This is a genomic window from Aliidiomarina soli (genome assembly GCF_003986975.1).
GTDB classification, from domain to species: domain Bacteria; phylum Pseudomonadota; class Gammaproteobacteria; order Enterobacterales; family Alteromonadaceae; genus Aliidiomarina; species Aliidiomarina soli.
The window spans coordinates 134,535-158,219 of sequence record NZ_PIPO01000003.1 but is presented as its reverse complement, the minus strand read 5'-3'; the positions used below and the strand labels follow the sequence as shown (position 1 = coordinate 158,219).

General features: G+C 51.8%; 25 protein-coding genes and 1 other annotated feature. Of the genes, 11 read left to right on the top strand and 14 right to left on the bottom strand.

Going from position 1 to position 23,685, the window contains the following annotated elements; all coding sequences use genetic code 11:
• Positions 1-198 precede the first annotated feature (198 nt).
• The gene (gene rnt, locus CWE14_RS07255) at positions 199-807 is read left to right on the top strand and encodes a ribonuclease T (RefSeq protein ID WP_241972363.1); all 609 of its coding nucleotides are present in this window, start codon (positions 199-201) and stop codon (positions 805-807) included.
• Between the two features lie 64 nt (positions 808-871).
• On the opposite strand, the gene CWE14_RS07250 is transcribed toward rnt, so the two are convergent.
• Together CWE14_RS07250 and grxD are read right to left on the bottom strand one after the other, a co-directional pair.
• Positions 872-1,477, bottom strand: a complete 606-nt coding sequence (locus tag CWE14_RS07250) for a peroxiredoxin (protein ID WP_126789841.1) — start codon at positions 1,475-1,477, stop codon at positions 872-874.
• An 80-nt stretch (positions 1,478-1,557) separates the two neighbouring features.
• Positions 1,558-1,920: a Grx4 family monothiol glutaredoxin gene (gene grxD / locus CWE14_RS07245; RefSeq protein ID WP_126798780.1), complete on the bottom strand. Its 363-nt coding sequence runs from the start codon at positions 1,918-1,920 to the stop codon at positions 1,558-1,560.
• A 243-nt stretch (positions 1,921-2,163) separates the two neighbouring features.
• Between grxD and CWE14_RS07240 the strand changes: the two genes are divergently transcribed.
• The gene (locus CWE14_RS07240; protein WP_126798779.1) at positions 2,164-2,745 is read left to right on the top strand and encodes a superoxide dismutase; all 582 of its coding nucleotides are present in this window, start codon (positions 2,164-2,166) and stop codon (positions 2,743-2,745) included.
• A gap of 186 nt (positions 2,746-2,931) precedes the next feature.
• Here the strand turns inward: CWE14_RS07240 and fadR are convergent, their stop codons facing one another.
• Positions 2,932-3,642: a fatty acid metabolism transcriptional regulator FadR gene (gene fadR, locus CWE14_RS07235; RefSeq protein ID WP_126798778.1), complete on the bottom strand. Its 711-nt coding sequence runs from the start codon at positions 3,640-3,642 to the stop codon at positions 2,932-2,934.
• Positions 3,643-3,812: 170 nt separating this feature from the next.
• Here fadR and CWE14_RS07230 point away from each other — a divergent pair, with 170 nt between their 5' ends.
• A complete protein-coding gene (locus CWE14_RS07230) occupies positions 3,813-4,370 on the top strand; it encodes a disulfide bond formation protein B (RefSeq protein ID WP_157981792.1) in 558 nt (185 codons plus the stop codon).
• Here CWE14_RS07230 and CWE14_RS07225 read toward each other — a convergent pair.
• The 10 genes from CWE14_RS07225 to CWE14_RS07180 form a co-directional block, all read right to left on the bottom strand.
• Positions 4,367-4,864 carry a YcgN family cysteine cluster protein gene (locus tag CWE14_RS07225; protein WP_126798776.1) on the bottom strand — a complete coding sequence of 166 codons (498 nt, stop codon included), beginning with the start codon at positions 4,862-4,864 and terminating at the stop codon, positions 4,367-4,369. The genes CWE14_RS07230 and CWE14_RS07225 overlap by 4 nt on opposite strands.
• A gap of 15 nt (positions 4,865-4,879) precedes the next feature.
• Positions 4,880-5,560, bottom strand: coding sequence for a fumarylacetoacetate hydrolase family protein (locus tag CWE14_RS07220; protein WP_126798775.1), 681 nt, complete (start codon positions 5,558-5,560; stop codon positions 4,880-4,882).
• A gap of 6 nt (positions 5,561-5,566) precedes the next feature.
• The gene (locus CWE14_RS07215; RefSeq protein ID WP_126798774.1) at positions 5,567-6,568 is read right to left on the bottom strand and encodes a lytic murein transglycosylase; all 1,002 of its coding nucleotides are present in this window, start codon (positions 6,566-6,568) and stop codon (positions 5,567-5,569) included.
• 11 nt (positions 6,569-6,579) lie between these two features.
• Positions 6,580-6,855: a YcgL domain-containing protein gene (locus CWE14_RS07210; RefSeq protein WP_126798773.1), complete on the bottom strand. Its 276-nt coding sequence runs from the start codon at positions 6,853-6,855 to the stop codon at positions 6,580-6,582.
• 36 nt (positions 6,856-6,891) lie between these two features.
• Positions 6,892-8,040 carry a ribonuclease D gene (gene rnd / locus CWE14_RS07205; protein ID WP_126798772.1) on the bottom strand — a complete coding sequence of 383 codons (1,149 nt, stop codon included), beginning with the start codon at positions 8,038-8,040 and terminating at the stop codon, positions 6,892-6,894.
• Positions 8,037-9,695: a long-chain-fatty-acid--CoA ligase FadD gene (gene fadD / locus CWE14_RS07200; RefSeq protein ID WP_126798771.1), complete on the bottom strand. Its 1,659-nt coding sequence runs from the start codon at positions 9,693-9,695 to the stop codon at positions 8,037-8,039. Before fadD ends, rnd begins: the two co-directional genes overlap by 4 nt.
• A 172-nt stretch (positions 9,696-9,867) precedes the next feature.
• Positions 9,868-10,731: an alpha/beta fold hydrolase gene (locus CWE14_RS07195; protein ID WP_126798770.1), complete on the bottom strand. Its 864-nt coding sequence runs from the start codon at positions 10,729-10,731 to the stop codon at positions 9,868-9,870.
• Between the two features lie 13 nt (positions 10,732-10,744).
• Positions 10,745-11,431 (bottom strand): Slp family lipoprotein, encoded by a 687-nt coding sequence (locus CWE14_RS07190; RefSeq protein WP_157981791.1) that lies wholly within the window; start codon positions 11,429-11,431, stop codon positions 10,745-10,747.
• Between the two features lie 26 nt (positions 11,432-11,457).
• On the bottom strand, positions 11,458-12,174 hold the full coding sequence (gene tsaB, locus CWE14_RS07185) for a tRNA (adenosine(37)-N6)-threonylcarbamoyltransferase complex dimerization subunit type 1 TsaB (protein ID WP_126798768.1): 717 nt from the start codon (positions 12,172-12,174) through the stop codon (positions 11,458-11,460).
• Positions 12,171-14,150: a DNA repair helicase YoaA gene (locus CWE14_RS07180; RefSeq protein WP_126798767.1), complete on the bottom strand. Its 1,980-nt coding sequence runs from the start codon at positions 14,148-14,150 to the stop codon at positions 12,171-12,173. Before CWE14_RS07180 ends, tsaB begins: the two co-directional genes overlap by 4 nt.
• A 167-nt stretch (positions 14,151-14,317) precedes the next feature.
• Here CWE14_RS07180 and CWE14_RS07175 point away from each other — a divergent pair, with 167 nt between their 5' ends.
• Positions 14,318-16,333, top strand: coding sequence for a YfiR/HmsC family protein (locus CWE14_RS07175; RefSeq protein ID WP_126798766.1), 2,016 nt, complete (start codon positions 14,318-14,320; stop codon positions 16,331-16,333).
• A gap of 22 nt (positions 16,334-16,355) precedes the next feature.
• Here the strand turns inward: CWE14_RS07175 and CWE14_RS07170 are convergent, their stop codons facing one another.
• Positions 16,356-16,706 (bottom strand): hypothetical protein, encoded by a 351-nt coding sequence (locus CWE14_RS07170; RefSeq protein WP_126798765.1) that lies wholly within the window; start codon positions 16,704-16,706, stop codon positions 16,356-16,358.
• A gap of 195 nt (positions 16,707-16,901) precedes the next feature.
• Positions 16,902-17,017, top strand: a sequence feature (His leader region).
• Between the two features lie 51 nt (positions 17,018-17,068).
• Here CWE14_RS07170 and hisG point away from each other — a divergent pair.
• The 7 genes from hisG to hisF are packed head-to-tail and all read left to right on the top strand — an operon-like array spanning position 17,069 to position 23,650.
• On the top strand, positions 17,069-17,965 hold the full coding sequence (hisG, locus tag CWE14_RS07165) for an ATP phosphoribosyltransferase (protein WP_126798764.1): 897 nt from the start codon (positions 17,069-17,071) through the stop codon (positions 17,963-17,965).
• Between the two features lie 5 nt (positions 17,966-17,970).
• Positions 17,971-19,338 (top strand): histidinol dehydrogenase, encoded by a 1,368-nt coding sequence (gene hisD, locus CWE14_RS07160; RefSeq protein ID WP_126798763.1) that lies wholly within the window; start codon positions 17,971-17,973, stop codon positions 19,336-19,338.
• Entirely contained in the window at positions 19,335-20,447 is a 1,113-nt protein-coding gene (gene hisC, locus CWE14_RS07155; RefSeq protein ID WP_126798762.1) for a histidinol-phosphate transaminase, read from the top strand. Before hisD ends, hisC begins: the two co-directional genes overlap by 4 nt.
• Before the next feature lie 11 nt (positions 20,448-20,458).
• Positions 20,459-21,535, top strand: a complete 1,077-nt coding sequence (hisB, locus tag CWE14_RS07150) for a bifunctional histidinol-phosphatase/imidazoleglycerol-phosphate dehydratase HisB (RefSeq protein WP_126798761.1) — start codon at positions 20,459-20,461, stop codon at positions 21,533-21,535.
• Positions 21,532-22,164, top strand: a complete 633-nt coding sequence (hisH, locus tag CWE14_RS07145; RefSeq protein ID WP_126798760.1) for an imidazole glycerol phosphate synthase subunit HisH — start codon at positions 21,532-21,534, stop codon at positions 22,162-22,164. Before hisB ends, hisH begins: the two co-directional genes overlap by 4 nt.
• A complete protein-coding gene (hisA, locus tag CWE14_RS07140) occupies positions 22,158-22,895 on the top strand; it encodes a 1-(5-phosphoribosyl)-5-[(5-phosphoribosylamino)methylideneamino]imidazole-4-carboxamide isomerase (protein ID WP_126798759.1) in 738 nt (245 codons plus the stop codon). The genes hisH and hisA overlap by 7 nt, the downstream gene beginning before the upstream one ends.
• Entirely contained in the window at positions 22,877-23,650 is a 774-nt protein-coding gene (gene hisF, locus CWE14_RS07135; RefSeq protein WP_126798758.1) for an imidazole glycerol phosphate synthase subunit HisF, read from the top strand. Before hisA ends, hisF begins: the two co-directional genes overlap by 19 nt.
• Positions 23,651-23,685: the final 35 nt, after the last annotated feature.

Below are 23,685 nucleotides of genomic sequence, written 5' to 3'. Positions count from 1 at the left end.
AAATCCCTTTCTGGCATACTGAGCGCCATCAGAGTGGTCGGCTCCGAGCCAGTACCGATGCAGTTAGTCTACGGGAGTTACATGTCAGATTCCAACCAGACATCAACCAGTCAAGCGATGCCAAAACCTGTCCAAACCACCACCGCCAGCGATGAGCAGAGCAGCAGTTCGCAAAGTGCTCAGCAAAGCCAGGACAGTATGATGAAAGGACGCTTTCGTGGCTACCTGCCAGTGGTTATTGATGTCGAAACAGCTGGCTTCAATTGCAAGACCGACGCATTGCTGGAAATAGCAGCGGTGCTGCTGGACTTTAATGATGCAGGTGAGCTGTACCCGGTCGCTACCCATCACGCCCATATCGAACCCTTCGAAGGCGCCAATATTGAACAATCCGCTATTGATTTCCATGGCATTGACCCGGCCAACCCTTTACGCGGCGCGGTGGCAGAGGCGGATGGGATGAAAGACATTTTCAAAGCCATTCGTAAGCACCAGAAAGCGCTGGGTTGCCAACGTTCAGTGCTGGTTGGACACAATGCAACCTTCGACCATGGCTTCGTCATGCAGGCGGCCGAACGCCAGGCGTTGAAGCGTAACCCTTTTCACCCGTTCGTTACCTTCGACACGGCCGCGCTGGCGGCCCTGACACTGGGTCAGACTGTGTTAGCCAAAGCCTGTAAAGCAGCGGACATTCCATTTGATGGCAATGAAGCCCATAGTGCTATCTACGACACCGAACGCACCGCTGAGCTTTTCTGCTGGATGGTGAATCGCTGGAAGGCGCTCGGCGGGTGGCCCTCACCTTAGCTTTCTTCTTTACCCACAAAAAAACCGCGCCGAAGCGCGGTTTTTTTTTCAGACAGCTTAAACGTTATAGCTTGTCAGAGTTTTTCGACAGGTAAGCAGATACGCCAGCGGCGTCAGCTTTCATACCTTCATCACCTTCGTTCCAGCCTGCTGGGCATACTTCACCGTGCTTCTCGTGGAAGTTCAGGGCGTCAACCATGCGCAGCATCTCGTCAACGTTACGACCTAATGGCAGGTCATTGACGACCTGATGGCGAACCTGACCTTCTTCATCAATCAGGAAAGATGCGCGGAACGCTACACCAGCTTCCGGATGCTCGATGTCGTATGCTTTAACGACTTCGTGTTTAACGTCAGCAACCAATGGATATTTAACCTGGCCAATACCGCCGTTATCCACATTGGTGTTACGCCATGCGTTGTGCGAGAACTGAGAATCGATTGAACAACCGATTACTTTCACACCACGTTTTTCAAACTCAGCCAAACGCTTGTCAAACGCGATCAGCTCAGAAGGACAAACAAAGGTGAAGTCCAGTGGGTAGAAAAACAGAACAGCTTTTGAGCCTTTGATGTGATCCGCAAAGTTAAAATCTTCAACGATTTCACCATTACCTAACACTGCTGCCGCAGTAAAATCAGGGGCTTGACGTCCAACTAGTACAGCCATTTGTATATTCTCCATTTAATAGTCGTGAATAAAAATATAGACCTCAGCAATATGAGGGCGTTCAGTCCGAATTCAAGGGCTTAGCCTTCCGGTTGTTCCGGCGCAGCCTCTTCCACCATAGGTTGCAGCTCACCCTGCTGGAACATTTCCAGGATGATGTCACAGCCACCTACCAGTTCGCCACTAATCCAAAGCTGGGGAAAGGTTGGCCAGTTGGCAATTTTGGGCAGTTCCGCACGAATATCCGGGTTCTGCAAGATATCCACGTACGCGAAGGGCTTGCCACAGCTCATTAAAGCCTGCGAGGCCTGCGCTGAAAAACCACAGCTCGGTAATTTCGGTGAGCCTTTCATATAAAGTAATACAGGGTTTTCCGCGATCTGTTGACGAATGCGGTCGTGAACTTCCTGTTCCTGTTGTGGTGCTTGTTGGTTCTCTTGCATCGAGTCCACCTCAATCACTGCTTAAAGGTAAAAACCTAGTATAACACCCGGACTTTTTTTTGCTAAGCCCTTGAGATCTGAATCATTCGGCATCATGTATTGATTCTGGGACAGGCGGAACTTCCGCTCGCATAGCTTTCGACTATACTGCTAATACTCATTTTAATGAAGTTTAGCGCCTACATGCGAATGGATTTGCGCTAGATGACATGCATTGTTAAAAAAAAGAACGGAGAGCACATTATGGCTTTTGAACTACCCGCACTACCTTACGAAAAAAACGCCCTCGAGCCGCATATTTCAGCTGAAACTCTTGAGTTTCACTACGGTAAGCATCATCAGACTTACGTAGATAAGTTGAACGCTCAGGTTGAAGGTTCTGAGTATGCGGGCAAATCACTGGAAGACATCATCAAGTCTTCAAGCGGTGGCCTGTTTAACAACGCGGCACAAGTCTGGAACCACACTTTCTACTGGAACTGCCTGAGCCCAAATGGCGGCGGTGAGCCAAGTGGCGCTGTTGCTGATGCAATCAGCAAGAAGTTTGGTTCGTTCGACAAATTTAAAGAAGAATTCACCAATCAAGCGATTGGTAACTTCGCATCAGGCTGGACCTGGTTGGTGAAAACAGCTGATGGCGGCGTGGATATCGTCAACACTGACGATGCAGAAACCCCACTAACCGACGACAGCGTTACCCCTATCCTGACCGTCGACGTATGGGAACACGCCTACTACATCGACTACCGCAATGCCCGTCCTAAGTACCTGGAAGCATTCTGGAACCTGGTGAACTGGGAGTTTGTTGCTAAGAACTTCGGTTAATAAGCAGATATAAAAAAACCGCGCTCCGGCGCGGTTTTTTTATTGTTAGAGTGCGGGGCTTGAAGATTGAATTAGCCCCACCAATTCAATCTTCAAGCCCCGCGCTCGCTCTACCGGTCTCAATTCAAAGCACAAGCCTTAGACCCGACCTATTGATCGGTCAGATCGGCTAAGCTCTAATTTAACTCAATCCACCAAATTAGCCGGAATCCGCTCGCGCAAACTAAACCAAATCTTAGCCGACTGGTACCCATACTTACGCACCAGGGTGACTGACTCTTCATAATTGCCCTGCTCGGCCAGTGCACGCAGCTCACTGTAATATTTACGCGCCAGTGGGCGAGCTTCGTCTGAAGAAAAATAAAATTGACCGATGCGCGCGTACAGCCCTTTAAAACCATTCAGAACCAGAATATAAATCGGATTCTCCGACGCCATCGCCAACTCGTGGTTGAGCGTGTAATCGAAATCCGCGAACGCTTTTGGTGTGTCTTCTAAGGCTTCAGCTTTGGCCAGTGCAAGAACCGCTTTCTCTGGGTTCTTACGAATAGCGGCGCGAATATAAATGGTACTGATATTGGTGCGGGCTGAAAGAAGTTGATCAACCAGTTCTGGCATACCCTCTTCATCCAGTCGCGCCAATGTCTCCAGGATATTCAAACCAGAGGTTTCCCAAAAGTTGTTTACCTTGGTTGGCTTACCATGCTGAATCGTCAACCAGCCATCACGCGCCAGTCGCTGCAAAACCTCACGCAAGGTCGTCCGGGTCACCCCGATCAGCTCAGACAGCTCGCGCTCTGCAGGCAAGATTGAACCGGGCGCAAAATGGCCGTTCCAAATCGATTTAACAATGTACTCTTCGGCAAATCCCGCCGGACTTTGTGCTTTAATAATCATTCAGAAACCTTTGGTCAGCCCTGCTTTTTACAATGAAACAGGAGAAGGAATGCGCTGATTCTAACGCGCCGGCATTGGTCGGACAAGTATCCTGTCATTTTCCTTTTGACCTGTGCTACTCTGCCACCACGTTTTACATTGTTATCACCACTTCACTGAGTGTGACACCCTTGAAGCAATCTAACTTAACTAACATATCATATAGCATAGCACGCTGGCCAACCCTGCGCTGGCCCTGGCTGTTACTAGCCCTGAGCGCCTCGACCCTGGTCAGCTATGCGCTTTACACTCAGCACGGCCCCCAACAACTTTGGCCCTGCGTGCAATGCATTTATCAACGCACTGCAATGATAAGCGTCGCCTTATTCGCCTGGTTCGGGTTCTTCATCGCTACCCGCTCAGCGCTGGCTCGCTGGATAGCGCTGAGTGGCTGGTTACTAAGTGCCTTAGCCGGCGCCTATAGTGCTTACTACCACAGCTGGATTCAATCCGCCATTAACCCACTGTTCGCTCCTTGTCAGCCACATCCTGATTTTCCCAGTTGGGCACCGTTGCATCAGTGGGTGCCGCAGGTCTTCGATGCGGGTGGTATGTGTGGTGACATCGACTGGCAGTGGTTGGGACTTTCCATGCCCCAGTGGTTATTCATTATCTTTACCACATTCACTGTCCTCGCGCTGATTGTTATCGCAGCCCGCCTGTTAAGCGCTGCCAGAAGTAAGCGCTAAGCTTCGTTTAACGGCCAGGTAACAATACGCAAGTCGTAGTCCTGCTCATCCATTTCCCCATCTGAAATCGTAGTCTGCGTGGTAATGCTCATACCAGCCTTCTGCATAGGTACTTTCGACCCCTGGTGTAACAGAGGGTGCCATGCAGGCAGCCCTTTTCCTTCATGCAAGCGACGGTAAGCGCAGCTGGGCGGCATAAAGTGAATATTGGGTAGATCCTGCAGGGTGATATTGACGCAGTTTGGCACTTTCTCAAGACGTGTCGGGTAACAGTCGCATTGCGCCGTGACCGGGTCCAGATGCTGGCAGCGAACATCCGTATAGAAAACCTGTTCATCGGCGTGCATATAAAGACTGTCGCTGTCCTGGTCAGGCGACTCAGCATCCGCATCAAGCAATTTTTGCAGGCAGCACTTGCCGCAACCATCGCACAATGACTCCCATTCACGGGGCGTCATTTCATGTAATGTTTTACTCTGCCAGAATTCATTCATAACCGCGCCCGGAGGTTAGCCTGCCACCCGGGTTTTCCACGACCAGTGCTTTTCTGCGCCCTGCAGTTGCAAGTGCAACTCATCTCCCCGACGCAAGGCTCCGACGCCCGCAGGCGTCCCTGTCATCAGGATATCGCCCGGCTGTAAGGTGAAGATCGTCGCCGCTTCACAGAGCAACTCAAGGACATTAAACATCATTGATTTTGTCTCCGCCGCCTGGCGCACACCGCCGTTGATCTGCAATTCCAGTTGCAGATCACGGACTGAGCCAATTTCACTAGACGGAATAAAGCTTCCCATTGGCGCACTGCCGGCAAAGGCCTTCGCGCGTTCCCAAGGGTGTCCCTGTATTTTAAGCTTTTCCTGTTCATCTCGTAAGGTTAGATCCAAACCTAACGAATAACCCCACACCGCGCTCATAGCCTGTTTCGCTGTCGGGTTGGGATCACTCAGGCTACGCCCAATCAAAAGGCTAAGCTCGATTTCATGATGACAGCTCCCCAGCACCTGCGGCCACTGAATTGGCTGCGTCATCGGCTGCAGTGCACTGGCTGGTTTAATAAACAACAAGGGATGCTTGGGTACCTGGTTGCCGAGTTCCTCTGCGTGAGCGCGATAATTACGCCCCACACAGACAACCTTCCCCGGGGTAAAAGGTAATACCCGTCCATAAATATCTTTATGTTGATAACTCATTGATTTTTAGCGACCTAATTGTATTCGGTCGGCAAGGTGACCGACCGCGACGACGAAATAGTTTGAGCGGTTCCAGCGCATCAGGGAATCCCAGTTGGTATACGCAAGATAAATACGACCCTGTTCATCATCAGGGATGATCACGGATGCTTCAATATCATCGCGTAGCGGCAAATCTGAACCATCATAGCGGCGCACACCCAGCGCCTGCCACTCAGCTAAAGGCTTTTTCGTCGACAACCCGGCTAATTCAGTATCGAAGTTGTCCGGAATGCGTACCTGGCGTCCCCAGGTCACATCATCCTGCCAGCCGACCTGGCTGAGGTAATTGGCTGCCGATGCAAAAACATCTTCATAGCTGTTCCAGATATCGATTTTACCATCCTGATTAAAGTCAATCGCGTAACTTAAAAAGGAACTCGGCATAAACTGCGTTTGGCCCATTGCACCAGCCCAGGAACCACGCATCTGGTCTGGTTCTATATGGCCCGCATCAATGATTTCCAAGGCCTGCATCAGCTGGCCTTTAAAAAATGCTTCACGACGGCCTTCCCAGGCCAGTGTTGCCAGCGCCGAAACAACTTTGAAATTGCCGGTGTAACTGCCGTAATTGGTTTCAATACCCCATAGCGCAACGATAAAGCGTGGCTGGACGCCAAATTCCGCGCCAACGCGTTCCAGCAACTCTTTGTGCTCTGCAAATTTTTCTATGCCCTGGTTAACCTTCCAGTCAGGCACCGCTCGCGGCAGGTAGGTATCCAGAGTCAGCACGCGTTCTGGTTGATTACGGTCAGCAGAAACTGCTCGTTCGTAAAACTCAATCCCTTCAAAAGCACGGGCAACGGTGTCTTCACCGATGCCATGTTCGATGGCTTCATTTTTTAACTGTTCTACATAGCGTTCGTAATCGGGTCGCTCATTTTCAGCTTGTTCCTCGGCATAGACGGCTGGATTCGCCAGCGCGACGGCTAGCATTGCTGTGCAGGCTACTTTAACAACATGCATCATCAGGGTATCTCCTAATCAACAGGGTTTTGAGCGGTGTGCTCTTTAAGCCAGTCTTCCGTGGTGGCGGGTAACTGCAGGTAAAACCCTTCAGCTTCTATGTGTTGCTTAAGTTTTGATGCACTGAGACGCGCAATTTTTCGCTCCCCCTGGAGGAGTAAGGTCATTACGTGGGTATGCGGGGTGAAGAGCTGCTGGAGTGTCTCCGGCAGCTCTTCAAAAGAGGCGTCTTTGGCAATATACAGATATGTATCTGCTTTTTTATGTGACCTTAGCACTATGCAAAACATGGTTTACTCCACTTTCATGTCTGCACTCAGTCTACCTTAAGGCCGTGGCAGCAACAACGCTTCGAGCTCGCTTTTCAGCAGTTCTCCGCGCCAGCCGACCAGTAAATCCGGTGGGTTGAGCTGCTGCTTGAGCGCATCGTTACAGAACCAAAGCCAGTGAAACACTTCGTTAATTTGCTTACGGGAACCGATCAACGACGCAGGCACTTGTAATTCCTCAGCTTTCTTCTGGATCAGTGCTTTGGCTTTTTTAAACATGCCTTTATAGCCATCGACAAAATCAAGACGCGGCATTTCCGCTGGAATGTTTTCCTCCGGGCAGGCCAGGCCTGTTTTGACTGCAGCAATAATTTCATCGCCCCAGCGCCGAACTGCCTGTGGATGCATGCTATCAATCGCAGCAAGTTGCGCCATCGATTGTGCTTCTTTACGGGCAATTTCGATTAAAGTAGCGTCTTTAACAATAAAACCCACCGGCTTATCTTTGCGTCGCGCGGTGTTTAAACGCCAGGCCGCTAACGCTTGCAGCACTGCACGCTGCTGCGGTGAGGTTTGCCAGGCGTTGCCGATCTCGCGCCAGGCTAAATCAGGGTTTAGCTGGCGAGTGCGTTTGACGATCTGTAAGGCACATTCATCAGCTACCAGTGCTAGCTTGTCGGCCTGCTGAAGTTCAGTCAGCAAACGTGGATAAATGCGCGCTAAATAAAACACATCGGCCGCCGCATAATAGCGTTGGTCATCACTCAGCGGCCGTGCCAGCCAATCTGTGCGCGACTGTGATTTATCCAGTTCAACATCACAAAACTGCTGCACCATGGCCGCATAGCCAAGGGAATCGCCATACCCTAATACCGATGCCGCTATCTGGCTATCGAACACATTCTGTGGCATCCGTTGCGCGCATTGATGAAGTAACTCAAGATCTTCGCCGCCTGAATGCAGCACCTTGGTCACGTTTTCGTCGGCAAGCAGCTGCCAGAATGGCTCCAGCTCGAATCCAGCTAACGGATCAACCAATACAATGTCATCCGCCACGGCCAACTGCAGCAAACCAAGCTGAGCATAAAAGGTCCGTTCACGGACAAACTCGGTATCCAGCGCCAGCCATCCAGCCGTTTTTGCCTGATCGCAAAACGCCACCAATTCCTTGGTGGCGTCTATAAAGCGATAATTCACTTCGCTCATTCGTCGTCTCTTAGTTCACGACGAAGGATTTTCCCAACATTGGTTTTCGGTAGTTCCTCGCGGAACTCAACCAATTTAGGAACCTTGTACGCAGTCAGGTTTTCGCGACAGTATTCAACTACTTCTTTCTCGGTCAGCGAGTCATCTTTTTTCACTAAGACGACTTTGACCGCTTCACCTGATGCATCGTTCGGTACACCAATGGCGGCAACTTCAAGAACCTTCGGATGGCTCGCCACCACTTCTTCGATCTCATTTGGATAGACATTGAAGCCAGACACCAGAATCATATCTTTCTTGCGATCTACAATGCGGAAGAAACCATCATCATCTGCCACCGCCATGTCACCAGTCGCGAACCAACCATCTTTGATCGACTCCGCGGTTGCATCCGGACGTCCCAGATAACCAGCCATAACCTGCGGACCCTTGACCCACATCTCGCCAGGCTCTCCCAACGGCAGCTCGTTGCCTTCTTCATCCACAATCATGATATCTGTAGAAGGAACCGGAATGCCAATGCTGCCAGTGTAGTGTTCAATGTCATAAGGATTAACTGTCACTACCGGCGCACACTCCGTCAGGCCATAGCCTTCCAGTAAAGGCGCTTTAGTGACCTTCTCCCAATGCTCAGCAACCGCGCGTTGCACCGCCATGCCGCCACCCAACGCTATTTTCAGTTTACTGAAATCAAGATCTTTAAAGCCCGGGGTGTTTAACAAGCCATTGAACAGCGTATTAACGCCTGAAATCATCGAAAACTGATGCTTGGATAGCTCCTTAACGAAGCCAGGCATGTCACGCGGGTTGGTAATTAAAATGTTTTTGCCGCCATGCTTGAGGAAGGTCAGGCAATTCGCCGTCAGCGCAAAGATATGATAAAGCGGCAAGGCAGTGATAATTACTTCTTCACCATCACTCATCATTGGCGTAATGACAGAAGATACCTGTTCCAGGTTGGCCACCATATTGCGGTGCGTCAGCATAGCGCCTTTGGAAGGCCCAGTAGTACCACCGGTATACTGTAAAAAGGCCAGGTCGTCGCCATTTAGCTCGTTTTCTTTAAAGCTGGCGGCGCTGCCTTTACTAAGCGCGCTGTTAAAATCAATGCTGTTGCTAAGACTATAAGCTGGGACCATCTTTTTAACGTACTTCACGACGAAGTTTACAATCCAGCGCTTCGGCGCTGGTAATGCATCCCCAATCCCCGTCAGAACCACCTTATCCAGCTTCACATCGTCTTTAATTTTGTCAAAGGTGTGAGCGAAGTTTTTCAGAATAACCAATACTTTGGCGCCAGAATCACTAAGCTGGTGCTTGAGTTCGCGAGCGGTGTAGAGCGGATTAACATTCACTACTACCATCCCAGCCCGCAAAATGCCAAACAGAGCAATCGGATACTGCAGCAAATTCGGCATCATCACGGCCACGGGGTCGCCCTTTTTCAGCCCGATACTTTGTAAGTACGCGGCAAAGTCACGAGTTTGCTTATCTAACTCGTCAAAGGACAGCTCCTGATCCATGTTTACATAAGCACTTTTACCCTTGTATTTGCTTACACTGTCGTTAAAAATTTCAACCAACGAGCCAAAATGGTCCGGATCAATCTCGTTTGGAACACCTTTGGGATAGCGCTTCTGCCAAATTCTTTCCACCGTGTCGCTCCTGCTTTCTGTTATTTCTAACCCATCCAAATGATGCGTCCGGCCTTCTAATGACGGGCCGTTTAAAGAACATTATTGTACATAGCAAAGCGCCCCAACGGGGCGCTTGTCAAATCTGTAGCCCAATATATTCGCATATCCGACCAGTAGATCCTAGCGGATTTTACACTTGTTCGATGAACTGGCAAGTCAAGGCATTTACTACCCTGGCAGGGTTTTGCATGTGAAAATGATGCCCTCCGGGCAGGGTTTCAAAGCTAATTCGGCGTACATCTGTAGCCCATTTTTCAACTGCTTCTGGTAAGTCATTGTGACCCTGGTCGCCGAGAATCACGTGCATTGGAGCTTCGATGCCCTGCAGAATTGGCGGCACCTGTTGAGCACAAAAACGGAACGGCGAAGGCGCCCGGACACGCGGGTCGGTTCGCCAGCGATAGCCCCCCTCGACCGGCTGCAAATTTCGCTGCAGCAATAACAGCGCCAGGTCTTCGGAAAATTCACTTATTTCAGCTCGCGCTTTGACCAGGCTGGTAATATCAGCATAGACAGGGTCACGCCGTTTGCTCTGCTTTAAACGAGCCTGCAGCCCCTTACGTAACTGCTGCAGCGAATCGGATGCCGGGCTAACCACCATACCAAAGGCTTCCAGAGTGACCAGTTTTTTAATCGGCTGCGGAAATACCGCCGCCAGTGTCTGTGCCACATAACCGCCCATACTGTGTCCGACCAGGTGGATATTCTGCCACTTTTGGACTCTGATAAGCGCCTCGATATCGGCCACCCAGTCGACAAAGTAATAAGCCCCGCCAGCTGGGCGATGGCCTGAGTAACCATGACCAGGAAAGTCGATGGCTACCCAGTCAAAAGCATCCAGATAAGGAAACATGGGTTCGAAGCTTCTGCAGTTATCCAGCCAGCCATGCAACAACAATAAAAAAGGCCCGCCCGGAGTACCTCCACGCAGACCCTTTAAGCTGATATGAGGTAATTCAAAGCTTACCTCGCTAACCTCGTTCTTTGTCGTCAAGCCAACCTCTGGTTTACTGTTCTTTTATTATGCGCTGCTGCACACTCTGCGGACGTTCTATCTGCGGACGTTCTATATGTGGCTCCCGCGAACTGAGCGGGCGCTGCATCTGTTGCGGCTGCTGCTGAGAGCGCTGCGGACGGCTTTCGCCATAGGGAAAGTAATATGGGTGATAGCGGTAAGGTCCTACGCCATACAGCGAATGCCGATACCATAACGAATAAGGGTCATAGTAGTAATAGCCAACCCCTATCTGGTCGCGTTGTTGTTGTGGCCGCCACAACTCGACACCAGTTGCCTGCAACACCGGATAGATGTAATTAAACTCACCAATCTTACCCTCTTCACTGGCGCTGATCTGGCCCAGAGCAGTCAGTGAGCGGCCTTCCTTGTATATTTCCGGGTCCACAAAGCGATCCACATAGACAATAAACCGCCCTTCACTGTCGTCTTCAATCTGCGGTCTGCCGTATCCATTGAGGCGGAAATGAACCAACTCAATACGGGTAGCGTCTGCGCTATTCTCAATATTCGCAATAACGCCTCCCCACCGCGCAGTTCGCCCTTCAAGCTCTGCTGTGCTTCGCAAAGCCTGGCTAAATGGCACCAGATCAGTGGCCTCAGTTCGAATTGGCTCCGGGTAGCGAGACGCACACCCCGCTATAACCAGTGACACAACTAAACCCAAAACTGTTTGCATTATCAGGCGCATGAGCACCTCCCATATCAGCGTCCCGGCAACTTTTGCCAGGTTACTTCATTACGTAAGTAATGCGGTGAAAGATCCTCCGCAGCAATTGCTCGCCCTTGAGCAAAATAGACCTCACCTAAGCTTAGCATGTCTATTGCGTGGGGCAGACGTACACCGTTCGCTGGTCGTAAATCAATCTCAGCGCACTGTGCTTTGATGCGGTCACTAAGCACTTGAGGGTAGGTTTCCCAGCCAGTTCCACAGCTAAACCAGAGGTCCTTCTGTCTCGCGGAGGCGGGCAAACTGACCTGCTCGGGCGCACATACCCGTTCTTCATCTATTGCCTGCATAAGACCATTTTGCAGGCCGTAGGTTCCCCAGTACACCTCGCTCATGCGCGCATCGATAGCCGCCAAAACCTGCTTCGCCTGGTGCAGTCGGTAGCTCGCCTGCGCCATCGCAGCCAGGGTCGACACCTGGATCAGAGGTAAGTCCTGACTAAACGCCAAACCCTGAGCCATGCTAGCGCCGATGCGCACGCCGGTAAAACTACCCGGTCCCTGACTGACGATAATAGCACTCAACTGATCCAGGCTGAACCCGGCTTCTGCCAATACCTCGTCAATATAAGGCAGTAAGGCCTGGGAATGCTGGCGTGGAAGCTCTGCCCCTCGGCTAATCACGTCAGCGCCCTGACCTAAGGCCACCGAGCAATACTCGGTCGCACTATCAATTGCTAAAAAAGCTTTCATTGTTGATTATCTTCCTGCTGTTCAGCTCGCGCCTCGTCAATTTGACGAGCCAAAAATTCTTTTACCACCGGTAATGATCGTGTCCGCGCCATTGCAGGCAAACTATTCAAAAAAATTTGTCCATACTGCTTAGTTACCAGACGATTGTCACAAACCACCAGAGCACCATAATCATATGCATCACGTATTAACCGCCCTGCACCCTGCTTGAGACTAATTACCGCCTGTGGCAACTGCACCTGATTGAACGGGTTCTGACCGCGCAATTTACAGTCTTCAATCCGAGCCTGCAATAATGGGTCGTCCGGCGCTGCAAACGGCAATTTATCAATAATCACCAGGCGCAAGGCATCACCGCGCACGTCTACGCCCTCCCAGAATGAACTGGTGCCGAGCAATACCGCATCCCCTGCGGCGACAAATTGGTCGAGTAACTCCCGTTTACTGGTTTGGCCCTGTACGAGTACGGTGCGCTCCAGTTCAACCTGCAACACCGCTGCGACCTGATTCAGCATGCGATAACTGGTAAACAATAAGAAAGTGCCGCCATGATTGACCGCAATCAACTCACGGGCCAGCTGCAGAATATGCTGCGCCATCGCCGGGTCACTCGGTTGCGGCAAGTACCGTGGCATGTATAGCATCGCCTGACGGGAGAAGTCGAACGGGCTGGATAAGACTAAGGTTTGAGCGTCCTGCAGACCGAGTCGCCCGCTAAAGTGACTGAAGTCTCCGTCCACTGCCAGCGTAGCAGAGGTAAACACCCAACGCGCTTGCTGACGCTGGATAAACTCAGCAAACTTATCTGCGACGCTCAGCGGGGTCTGATGCACCGTTAGATGGCGACTGGTCGTTTCATACCAAAAGCTATACCCGGTGCGAGCAGTATTTGTTAATTGCTGCCAGCGTGTTTTCAGGGCCAGAATGCGCTCGTAACACTGGTCGAGGACTTTGTTACGCCCCAGCGATGCTTTAACAATGTCATAGGCTCGCTGCAATGTCGTGGTTAAGCGCTCACTATCCGACGCCACAGCGGTTTGCTTATGCGCGTCGCGCCAGTTGCCTCGTTCAGGGTCGCGGGCAAACTGCAAACGCAGATCAAGACCACCTTTATCCAGTTGGTCAGCAATACTCTCCAGTTGCTTAAGATCTTTCAATTCAGTGCGGTAAAGCATCCGCAGATCCTGACCAAGCTCAACAAGCTGACGGGTACTCAATGACTCGCTAAAATAGTTGCTGGCAATATCAGGTACCTGATGGGCTTCATCAAAAATAACCATATCCGCATGCGGAATAAGCTCGCCAAACCCCGTGTCTTTCAACACCGCATCGGCAAAAAAGAGATGGTGATTGACCACCACTACATCGGCTTCCAGCGCCTTTTGTCTGGCTTTAACTACATAGCAGTCGTCGTACGCTGGGCATTCGCGACCCAGGCAATTGTCAGCAGTGCTGGTAATTTGCGGCAAAATAATCGAATCTTCGGGCAACTCGGTGAGCTCTCCAAGGTCGCCGCTACGGGTTTGGTTAGACCATTGTTTTACTACCCTGGCCTGCTGCATTTGGGCCAGATATTGGGGGTCAAAGCGAGAAGGCTGCTGCACGAACTGCTCCATTCGCTGAATACACAGGTAGTTGTTACGCCCTTTCAGTAGCGCCACCACCGCATCCGCTGCCAGTACATCGCGAACTTTGGGTAAGTCACGATGAAACAACTGTTCCTGCAGGTTCTTAGTGCCCGTCGACACGATCACTTTTGGCCGCCTGCCATCCTCACCTTTCGCCATTAACGCCGGCGCCAGGTAAGCAAAGGTCTTACCGGTTCCAGTTTCAGCTTCCACGATTAACACAGGGTGGGCGTCCGCCATTGATGCAATTGCTTCTGCCATCTGCATTTGTGCAGGGCGCGGCTGAAAGCCCTCAATTGCCTGACTGAGTAGCCCGTCATTGGCAAAAACATTACTTATGTTTGCCATGCTGCTCCCTGATCTATTGTTACCATCTTGTACCCCAGCTAGTTGAAGCTGCATTATTTCACAGCATTTGATTTGCTTCATCCGTTTCATTCAGCTGGCTAACTTTCCAACAACCGTAGATTTCAGATACAATGCAGCGCTAACGTTTGGCATAGGAAGAAGTTTTGGTGCAGGTTGTTCGTCAATCCCTTACAGCGTGGCTTTTGTCGCTCACTATTCTCGTGGTCAGCCATTCGGCGCAGGCCGTGCAGCCTGAGCCATTGCCAATGAATGATGACAGCTACAGCCTGGCTGAGATCCGGGCGGCCTATTTAATAAGTGTCATGCGCTATGTCAACTGGCCCAATGAAGAGCAACGCTCCGAACTGACCATTGGGGTGCTGGGTGATGAAAATGTTTTCGAGCTGCTCGCTTCTATTCCGCTTGGAGAGATGCGCGATAAACCCATTCAGGTTCAACTACTGACCCGTAACTCTCAGGTGGCCCAGGTCGACTTAGTCTACGTCGGGCCACGCCATAGCGGTGCCAGCGAACTGATCCTCAATCAGGCCATGCGCAACAACGTGCTGGTGATCACTGAAGACCGCCTGGTTCGCCAGAACATGATGATTAATATCAGCGCAGACAATGCTGGTGCAATCAGTTACCAAATCAATGACCAGCGGATTAACTCCGCTGGCCTTGAGGTTACCTCAGGGCTACTGCAAATCAGCGGGCAGGAACTGAATACCCTTGCTGCGCACCACAGGTCGATGCTTGAAATTGCCAGTATTCAAAGCAGCCGTCAGGAGCTGAGTGAACAGAATAGTTTGCTCCGTGAGGAACTCCGTCAATTGCAGGAGCGTATTTCCAGCCTCGAGCAGGCGCTGAGTGAACGTGACCAGGTCCTACGCGTGCAGGAAGGAACCATCGAAGAAAAGCAGGAAGTGATGGACTCGCAGCAGGCTACCCTGAACAATTTGCTGTCAGAGCTGGAACAACAACGCGAATTATTATTTAACCGTGAGGAACAACTTAACCGGATTCAAAACTTACTTGATGACAGTGAAAGAACCTTACGTGAGCAGGAAAGCTTATTGGAAACCAAAGAGGCGCAACTGGCGGCTAAAGAGCAGGAAGGCAATGAGCTGGCTCAGCGTATTACGGCCAATCGCGACATTCTTGCTGCACAACAGCAGCAGCTGCGTGACCAACGCAGTGCTCTGACGGAACAGGCTGCACTCATCGAAAATCGCGAACGCACTATTGACCGGCAGCGCGAATACCTGGTTTATATCCTGATTGCATTAGCGGCGGCCTCAATATTAGGTGTCCTCAGCTTGAGCTTGTACGTCAAGAAACGGCGCACCGCGACACAGCTCATGGATGCCCTTACCGAACTGCATAACGCTCAGGACAAACTGGTAGAGTCAGAAAAGATGGCGGCGCTTGGTAACCTGGTCGCTGGTGTTGCCCATGAAGTCAACACGCCGCTGGGTGTTGCATTAACGGCCACCTCGATGCTTAACGACCGTCGTGAAATTCTGCAGCAAAATGTACGTGAAGGGCGGCTTACCCGGGAGCAACTGGACCGTTTCCTCGGCCAGTCAGAAGAGTCACTCAGTCTGACTGAAAAAAATCTGAGTCGGGTAGCGCGGTTAATCAGTAACTTCAAACAGGTTGCTGTGGATCAGATGGTGACTGAACGGCGCACGATTGATCTCGGCAATTACATTGAAGAAATCATGTCAGCGCTATCGATTGAATTAAAACGTGCCCACATAGACTTCCAGATTGATGTCGATGGTGAAATCGAAATGGACACCATCCCCGGCGCGATGGCGCAAATCCTCACCAATCTGGTGACCAACAGCATACGGCACGGCTATGCTGCCGCGTCGACCCAGGGGGCCGGTGACAGCGATACTCGCGGCACTATCACCATTCGCGCGGCTCGGGCAGATGCCGACTATGTGCGACTGAGCTTTTGTGACGATGGTAATGGCATGGATGACGCAACCTTGCAGAAAATCTTTGAACCGTTCTTTACCACCAAACGCAACCAGGGTGGTACCGGACTGGGGATGCCCATCGTCTACAACTTAGTGCGCCAGCAGTTGAAAGGCGATATCACAGTCAGCAGTACGCCAGGACAAGGCACATGCTTTGAGCTGCTGTTACCGCGTCGAGTGCGGATAAATTAAGCTACCGACGCAATTCACCTGATCAGATAAAGGTATCCAGATGGATACCTTTATGGGTATCGTCATCATGATCAGCTAACTTTTTACGTGGATCTTCAGCCACTGGAGGCTCTTCGGGCGGCTGATGGCTGGCATGATTATCGCCACTTGCCTGCTGTTCAGGTTGCTCTTTTTGCCGCTGCCCGGATTGCTGTTGCGGATTACGATAACGCGCCAATACCCGGGCGTCCTGAGTATCGTTAAAGTCTTCATCGTCCTGCACCGCCGAGCCAGCGGGTGGCCTTTCAACCCGCTTTACCCGCAAGTTTGGATCACGCACATCAACCTGCGTATTGCGCGGTAAAAATGGAAACAAAATATCCTGATTTGCCATAGGTGCCCCCCAGCACAATGCTACACAGCTTCTGTATCGGCCACGTTACACATTCGTCGAGTAGTTTCTATGACCAATTTTAGTCTTTAGGGTTGCATTTTGCGTACTAGTCAGTAGAATTTAGACAACTTAACCACTTTACCGCCGTCAACCATAGGTTTTTAGCATGAATAGTCTATACAACTCTATTTCTGTACATCACCACCATCATTCTGACTGACGGCCTTCAGAGTGTGGAAGGTCCGTTATACCGGTACCTTCCAGGAATCTAATAAAGCCCCCGGAAGCGTACCTTTCGGGGGCTTTTTAATTGTATTTGGTACGCGCCTCGCGCTACGCCCAGCAGACACTAAGGAAATGTTATGAGCAAACAACGTCTAACCATCGCCGTACAAAAGTCCGGCCGCCTCAGCAAAGAATCAATCAAGCTGCTCAGCGCCTGTGGCGTCAAATTCAACATGCATGAAGCTCGCTTAATGGTGCACAGCACCAGCCACCCTATCGACTTATTGCGGGTGCGTGACGATGATATTCCTGGTTTGGTCATGGATGGGGTTGTTGATCTGGGGCTGGTTGGCGAAAACGTGCTGGAAGAAGAGTCACTTGAGCGCGAAATGAAACAGCAAAGCAATCAGTTTCGTTCTCTGCGCCGACTCGATTTCGGCCACTGCCGCCTAAGTATTGCCTTACCAACCGAGCAAAATTTTAACGGCATTGCGGATCTGGAAGGCCTTAAAATTGCGACTACCTACCCTCGTTTGCTGGAACGCTACCTCAAAGATCAGGGGGTCAAAGCGAAGCCAGTGATGCTGACTGGTTCGGTTGAAGTCGCACCGCGGGCGGGCCTGGCCAATGCGGTCTGTGATTTGGTTTCCACTGGCGCGACCTTAGAAGCCAATGGTCTGCGTGAGCAGCAGGTTATTTTCCGCTCTCAGGTGCAACTGATCCAGCGCGCCGAAGCCCTCGACCCCTCTAAACAACAAATGATGGATAAGCTGCTGGCACGTATTGACGGCGTCCAGTTAGCGAAAGAGAGCAAGTACATTATGCTGCACGCGCCGAAAGACAAACTGCAGCAAGTGGAAGATATACTACCCGGCGCCGAGCGTCCGACTGTCCTGCCGTTATCGCACAGCGACGACGTGGTTGCGGTTCACGTGGTGAGCACCGAAACGTTGTTCTGGGAAACGATGGAACAACTGAAAACACTGGGTTGCAGTTCGATTCTGGTACTGCCGATTGAAAAAATGCTGGGGTAGTGACAATGGCAAGATATACAATCGCCAGCGCTGTGCGCTGGCAATCCTTGAGCGAAGAAGAACGGCGCAGTCGTCTTCAACGCCCGGCGCAACGCGCCAGCGAGCAACTGATGAGACAGGTTCGCGACATCATTGAACAGGTTGAGCAGCAAGGCGATTCTGCCCTGCTTGAGCTGACACAGCGTTTCGACAATGTCAGCCTCGACTCGCCTGTGTTAGCCATGGAACAGGTCGAAACTCTCGCCGGACGGACCGAGCAAAAGGTAAAGCAGGCCATAGATCTGGCCTACGACAATATTCGCCGTTTCCATGCGCAGCAGCAACCGCAAACCGTGGACATCGAAACCATGCCCGGTGTGCGTTGCCAACAACGCATCGCGCCATTACGCAAGGTTGGCCTGTATATCCCTGGCGGCAGTGCCAGTTTGCCAAGCACTGTACTGATGTGCGGCGTGCCGGCTCAGTTGGCGCAATGCAATGAACGTATTCTGGTCAGCCCGCCGGACAAAGATGGCCTGTTAAGCCCGGCTATTTGCTATGCAGCATTAAAATGCGGCGTCACTCAGGTAGTTCTGGCAGGCGGTGCGCAGGCCATTGCGGCGCTCGCTGTAGGTACCCAAAGTATCAATGCGGTGGACAAGATTTTCGGTCCCGGCAACAGTTATGTCACTGCGGCAAAACAGTACGTCAGCCAGCTCGCCGGTGGCCCGGCTATCGATCTGCCTGCAGGTCCCTCTGAGTTGCTGATTATTGCAGATGACACTGCCGATGCTGAATTCATTGCCGCTGATCTGTTGTCGCAGGCGGAACACGGACCGGACTCTCAGGTTATCCTGCTCAGTCCTTCAACGAAGGTGGTGGAAGCCACCCGCGCCGCGTTGCAACGTCAGCTAGCCGAGCTACCACGCGCTGAAATCACTGCGCAGGCGCTGGCGTCAAGCAGCTTTATTGTGACCGAGGATTTAACCGAAGCGGCGGCTATTTCACAGCGCTACGCGCCGGAACACTTGAGTCTGCAAATCAAAGACGCCGAGGACTGGATTGAGCAAACCGATCAGGCGGGCTCCATTTTTGTCGGCCACTATGCACCAGAGTCGGGGGGCGATTACGCAACCGGCACCAACCATGTACTGCCCACTTACGGTTATGCGCGTAACTACAGCAGCCTTGGGTTAGCCGATTTCTATCGCCGTTATACGGTGCAGCAGCTAACCCCACAAGGGCTAAGTCTGTTAGCGCCAGCGATCACTGCGCTGGCTGCCGAAGAAAAGCTCGACGCTCACCGCCTCGCCGTCACCCGACGTCTCGACAGTGCGCGTATGCAAGCGGATCTGCAAACTGCTACAGCAAGCACCGAAGGAGAGCGCCAATGAACCTGGTTCAACAATTACTGCGCCCTCACCTGCGCGACGTGCAGCCCTACGCCTCGGCCCGCCGTAGCATGAGTGGTGGCCGTATATGGCTAAATGCCAATGAATCACCCTATAGTGCTGATTACAACGTTGATACCGCAAACCTGAACCGGTATCCGAATTTCCAGTCAGTGGAGCTTAACCAGGCCTATGCGCGCTATGCGGGGATATCACCTGACCAACTGCTTAGTCACCGTGGCAGCGATGAAAGCATCGAGCTTCTGATCCGCAGCTTTTGCGAGCCGGGACAGGACAAGATCCTCATTTGTCCGCCTACTTATGGCATGTACAGCATTTCGGCCGGGCTCAATAATACGCCCGTGGTGAAGGTGCCTTTACAGAGAATGCCGTTGCAGCAAGCCGATACAGTTGACCCCAGCGACGACTGGCAGCTCGACATTGAAGGCATTAAACAACAAAGCGAACAGGTTAAGCTGGTCTTTCTCTGCAACCCATCGAACCCGATTGGTAACCAATTACGCAGCGCGGATATTGAACACTTACTTGAGTATTTTGCTGGCCGTGCCCTGGTCGTAGTCGATGAAGCCTACATCGAATATGCCGATTCAGCGTCTTTCGCTACCTTGCTGACACGGTTCGATAACCTGGTGGTGATGCGCACGCTGTCCAAAGCCTTTGGCCTGGCAGGTATCCGGGTCGGTTTTACACTGGCTAATAGTGAGGTAATCAATGCGCTGGTGCCGGTGCTTGCGCCCTACCCGCTGCCTGACGTCAGTATTCAGATTGCCACTCAGGCGCTGAGCCCGGACAACCTAATCGAGGTCCGTCAGAACGTGATTGAGGCGCAGGGTGAACGTGAAAGGCTCAGTGCTGCATTGACTGAACTGCCGTATGTGCGCAGCGTGCTGCCAAGTGCTACCAACTTTATTCTGTTCAGGGTTGCAGACGCAGACGCGGTGATGCAGTTTTGCGTCGATGCCGGTATTTTACTGCGCAACCAGTCAAGCCAGCCCGGGCTGTCAAATTGCCTACGGGTGACGGTCGGTGCACCGGCTGAAAATGAACAACTGATCGAAGTGTTGGCTAAATTTGCCACCACCTCGCGCTAAGGAGTACACAGATGCTTTCGCAACAAAAAATTCTTTTTATCGACCGTGACGGCACCTTAGTGGAAGAGCCAGCAGTGGATAAACAGCTCGATCGTCTGGATAAACTGGTCTACGAGCCGGGCATGGTGAGCGCGCTGCTGGCATTGCAAGAAGCCGGTTACCGCCTGGTCATGGTGAGTAACCAGGACGGTCTGGGTACAGACAGCTTCCCGCAGGCGGATTTTGACGCCCCGCATCAGGCGATGATGCAGTTATTGCAAAGCCAGGGCATTGAATTTAGTGATGTTCTTATCTGCCCGCATTTTGAAAGTGATAACTGCAGTTGCCGCAAACCAAAGCTGGGGCTGGTGCAGGAATTCCTGCAACAGGGTTTGGTTGATTTCAGCCAAAGCGCGGTGATCGGCGATCGAGAAACCGATCTTCAGCTCGCTGCCGCGATGGGCATTCAGGGCATTCGCTATGACCGCGACAGCAACGGCTGGAGCGATATTGTGAAGGCTCTGACCCTGAAGCCACGTCAGGCCACTGTCGTGCGCACCACTCGTGAGACCGACATTGAAGTGAAAGTTAACCTGGATGAAAAAGCGCCAGTCTCTATTGCCACCGGCATTGGTTTTTTCGATCATATGCTGGAGCAGATTGCGACCCACGGCGGTTTTTCCCTAAGCGTTAAGGTGTCCGGCGATTTACACATTGATGATCACCACAGTGTGGAAGACACCGCGCTGGCACTCGGTGAAGCACTACATAAAGCCCTGGCAGACAAACGTGGCATCGGCCGCTTTGGCTTTGTGTTGCCCATGGATGAATGCCGCGCCGAGGCAATACTGGATGTCTCCGGTCGACCTTTCCTGGTCTTTAATGCCGAGTTCACGGACAGCACGGTAGGAACCTTGTCAACTCAGATGGTTGAGCATTTCTTCCGTTCGTTATGTGACACCATGAAGATCAGCCTGCACCTGAGCACCACCGAAGGCAATGCCCACCACCAGGTGGAAAGCCTGTTTAAAGTATTTGGTCGCGCGTTGCGCCAGGCGATTACTAAACAGGGTAATGAAATGCCCTCCAGTAAAGGGGTGCTGGCATGAAGCTGGTTATCGTCAATACTGGCGTTGCCAATCTCGCCTCCGTTAACTTTGCGTTCAAACGGTTGGGGGTTGAAGCAGTCGTTAGCGCCGATCCAGACATCATCCGCAGCGCCAGCCATGTTGTATTACCTGGGGTTGGTACCGCCAGTGCGGCGATGCGTTCGCTGACAGAGTTGCAGCTGATCGACGTACTGCGCGAACTCACCCAGCCGGTGCTGGGGATTTGCTTAGGCATGCAAATGCTCACCAACAGTTCCTCCGAACAGTACAGTCAACAGTCCAGCAATCACATGGGTGACGCCCCTTTACCCTGCCTGGGCGTGATAGATACTCAGGTTGAACGGTTGCAAAACAAAGACAATCTGCCGCTGCCTCATATGGGCTGGAATGCAACCGAAGTGACCGATCACCCACTGTTCAAAGGCTTTGCCAGTGAACAACCTTATTTTTACTATGTCCATACCTATGCAGCACCAGCTGAGCGGCACTGCATAGCCCGCTGTGAATACACTCAGCCTTTTGCTGCGGCTATTGCCCAGGGCAACTTTATGGGCGTACAGTTTCACCCGGAACGTTCTGGTGATGCAGGCGCACGGGTACTACAAAATTTTCTGGAGATCACATGTTAATTCCAGCGCTGGATATTATTGACGGTCAGGTGGTACGCCTCAAACAAGGTGATTTCGCACGCCAGACCACCTACCATTCTGATCCGGTTGAGGTGGCCTGTGAGTATGCGCAAGCCGGTGCGGAATATCTTCATATTGTTGATCTTGACGGAGCCCGTGACCCCTCCAAACGACAGCTAACGCTGATTAACCGGATGCAGCAGGAAAGCGGTTTGCCCACTCAGACCGGAGGGGGCATTCGTACCACTGAGGATATACGTAGCTTACTGGCCACCGGCGTCGAGCGCGTGGTAGTGGGTTCGACCGCAGTCAAAGACCCGGCCCTGGCGGCGCAGTGGCTGAACGAGTTTGGCTCAGAGGCCATTGTGCTGGCGTTAGATATCAATATTGATGCGGACGGCCAACGCTGGTTAGCGACACACGGCTGGCAGGAGCAAAGCGATGTGCGCATTGAAACCTTGCTCGGCGACTTAATTCCTGCAGGCTGTAAACATGTGCTGTGCACCGACATTAGTCGTGACGGCATGCTCTCCGGCCCCAACGTGCATTTATACCGCGACTTAAAAATCGATTTCCCGGAGGTCGTCTGGCAGGCATCGGGAGGTGTTTCCAGCTTGCATGATCTGAAAGACTTACGTGCGGTAAACTGTGACAGTGTCATTTTAGGTAAAGCGCTGTTAACCGGACAATTTACCCTGGCGGAGGCAACCGAATGCTGGCAAAACGCATAATCCCCTGTCTCGATGTACGCGACGGACTCGTGGTCAAAGGGGTTCAGTTTCGTAACCATGAAATCATCGGTGATATTGTGCCACTCGCTAAACGCTATGCAGCCGAAGGTGCCGATGAACTGGTCTTCTATGACATTACCGCGTCCTCTGATGAGCGTGTGGTGGACAAATCCTGGGTGGCCCGGGTCGCAGAAGTGATCAATATTCCGTTTGCAGTGGCTGGCGGAATTAAATCAGTCGACCAGGCACGTGAAATCCTGTCGATGGGGGCCGATAAAATATCAATTAACACCCCCGCCCTGCGCGACCCTGATCTGATCAACCGGATGGTCGATGAGTTCGGCCAGCAGTGTATTGTAATTGGTATCGACAGTTTTTATAACGAAACCAGTGGTCACTACGAAGTGCATCAGTTTACTGGTGATGAAAAACGCAGTGGTAAAACGGCGTGGCACACCAGTGACTGGGTGCAGGAAGTGATTAGCCGTGGCGCCGGTGAAATTGTTCTTAACTGCATGAATCAGGACGGCGTACGTCAGGGCTATGACGTGGCCCAACTCAAAGCGATACGCGAACAATGCTCGGTACCCTTGATTGCCTCAGGCGGTGCCGGTGCGCTTGAGCACTTTGTTGATGTCTTTCATCAGGCGAACGTCGATGGCGCCTTAGCCGCGTCGGTCTTTCACAAAGGCATTATCGACATGGATGAACTCAAAGCGAGCTTAGCCGACAATGGCATTATTATTCGTCGCTAAGACATCCGTGGCTAAAACGACTCTGGAAAACAAGG

Coding starts and splice junctions, on each gene's coding strand:
- rnt (WP_241972363.1), top strand. CDS start 199: ATGATGAAAGGACGCTTTCGTGGCTACCTGCCAGTGGTTATTGATGTC.
- CWE14_RS07250 (WP_126789841.1), bottom strand. CDS start 1,477: ATGGCTGTACTAGTTGGACGTCAAGCCCCTGATTTTACTGCGGCAGCA.
- grxD (WP_126798780.1), bottom strand. CDS start 1,920: ATGCAAGAGAACCAACAAGCACCACAACAGGAACAGGAAGTTCACGAC.
- CWE14_RS07240 (WP_126798779.1), top strand. CDS start 2,164: ATGGCTTTTGAACTACCCGCACTACCTTACGAAAAAAACGCCCTCGAG.
- fadR (WP_126798778.1), bottom strand. CDS start 3,642: ATGATTATTAAAGCACAAAGTCCGGCGGGATTTGCCGAAGAGTACATT.
- CWE14_RS07225 (WP_126798776.1), bottom strand. CDS start 4,864: ATGAATGAATTCTGGCAGAGTAAAACATTACATGAAATGACGCCCCGT.
- CWE14_RS07220 (WP_126798775.1), bottom strand. CDS start 5,560: ATGAGTTATCAACATAAAGATATTTATGGACGGGTATTACCTTTTACC.
- CWE14_RS07215 (WP_126798774.1), bottom strand. CDS start 6,568: ATGATGCATGTTGTTAAAGTAGCCTGCACAGCAATGCTAGCCGTCGCG.
- CWE14_RS07210 (WP_126798773.1), bottom strand. CDS start 6,855: ATGTTTTGCATAGTGCTAAGGTCACATAAAAAAGCAGATACATATCTG.
- rnd (WP_126798772.1), bottom strand. CDS start 8,040: ATGAGCGAAGTGAATTATCGCTTTATAGACGCCACCAAGGAATTGGTG.
- CWE14_RS07190 (WP_157981791.1), bottom strand. CDS start 11,431: ATGCAAACAGTTTTGGGTTTAGTTGTGTCACTGGTTATAGCGGGGTGT.
- tsaB (WP_126798768.1), bottom strand. CDS start 12,174: ATGAAAGCTTTTTTAGCAATTGATAGTGCGACCGAGTATTGCTCGGTG.
- CWE14_RS07180 (WP_126798767.1), bottom strand. CDS start 14,150: ATGGCAAACATAAGTAATGTTTTTGCCAATGACGGGCTACTCAGTCAG.
- CWE14_RS07170 (WP_126798765.1), bottom strand. CDS start 16,706: ATGGCAAATCAGGATATTTTGTTTCCATTTTTACCGCGCAATACGCAG.
- hisG (WP_126798764.1), top strand. CDS start 17,069: ATGAGCAAACAACGTCTAACCATCGCCGTACAAAAGTCCGGCCGCCTC.
- hisD (WP_126798763.1), top strand. CDS start 17,971: ATGGCAAGATATACAATCGCCAGCGCTGTGCGCTGGCAATCCTTGAGC.
- hisC (WP_126798762.1), top strand. CDS start 19,335: ATGAACCTGGTTCAACAATTACTGCGCCCTCACCTGCGCGACGTGCAG.
- hisB (WP_126798761.1), top strand. CDS start 20,459: ATGCTTTCGCAACAAAAAATTCTTTTTATCGACCGTGACGGCACCTTA.
- hisH (WP_126798760.1), top strand. CDS start 21,532: ATGAAGCTGGTTATCGTCAATACTGGCGTTGCCAATCTCGCCTCCGTT.
- hisA (WP_126798759.1), top strand. CDS start 22,158: ATGTTAATTCCAGCGCTGGATATTATTGACGGTCAGGTGGTACGCCTC.
- hisF (WP_126798758.1), top strand. CDS start 22,877: ATGCTGGCAAAACGCATAATCCCCTGTCTCGATGTACGCGACGGACTC.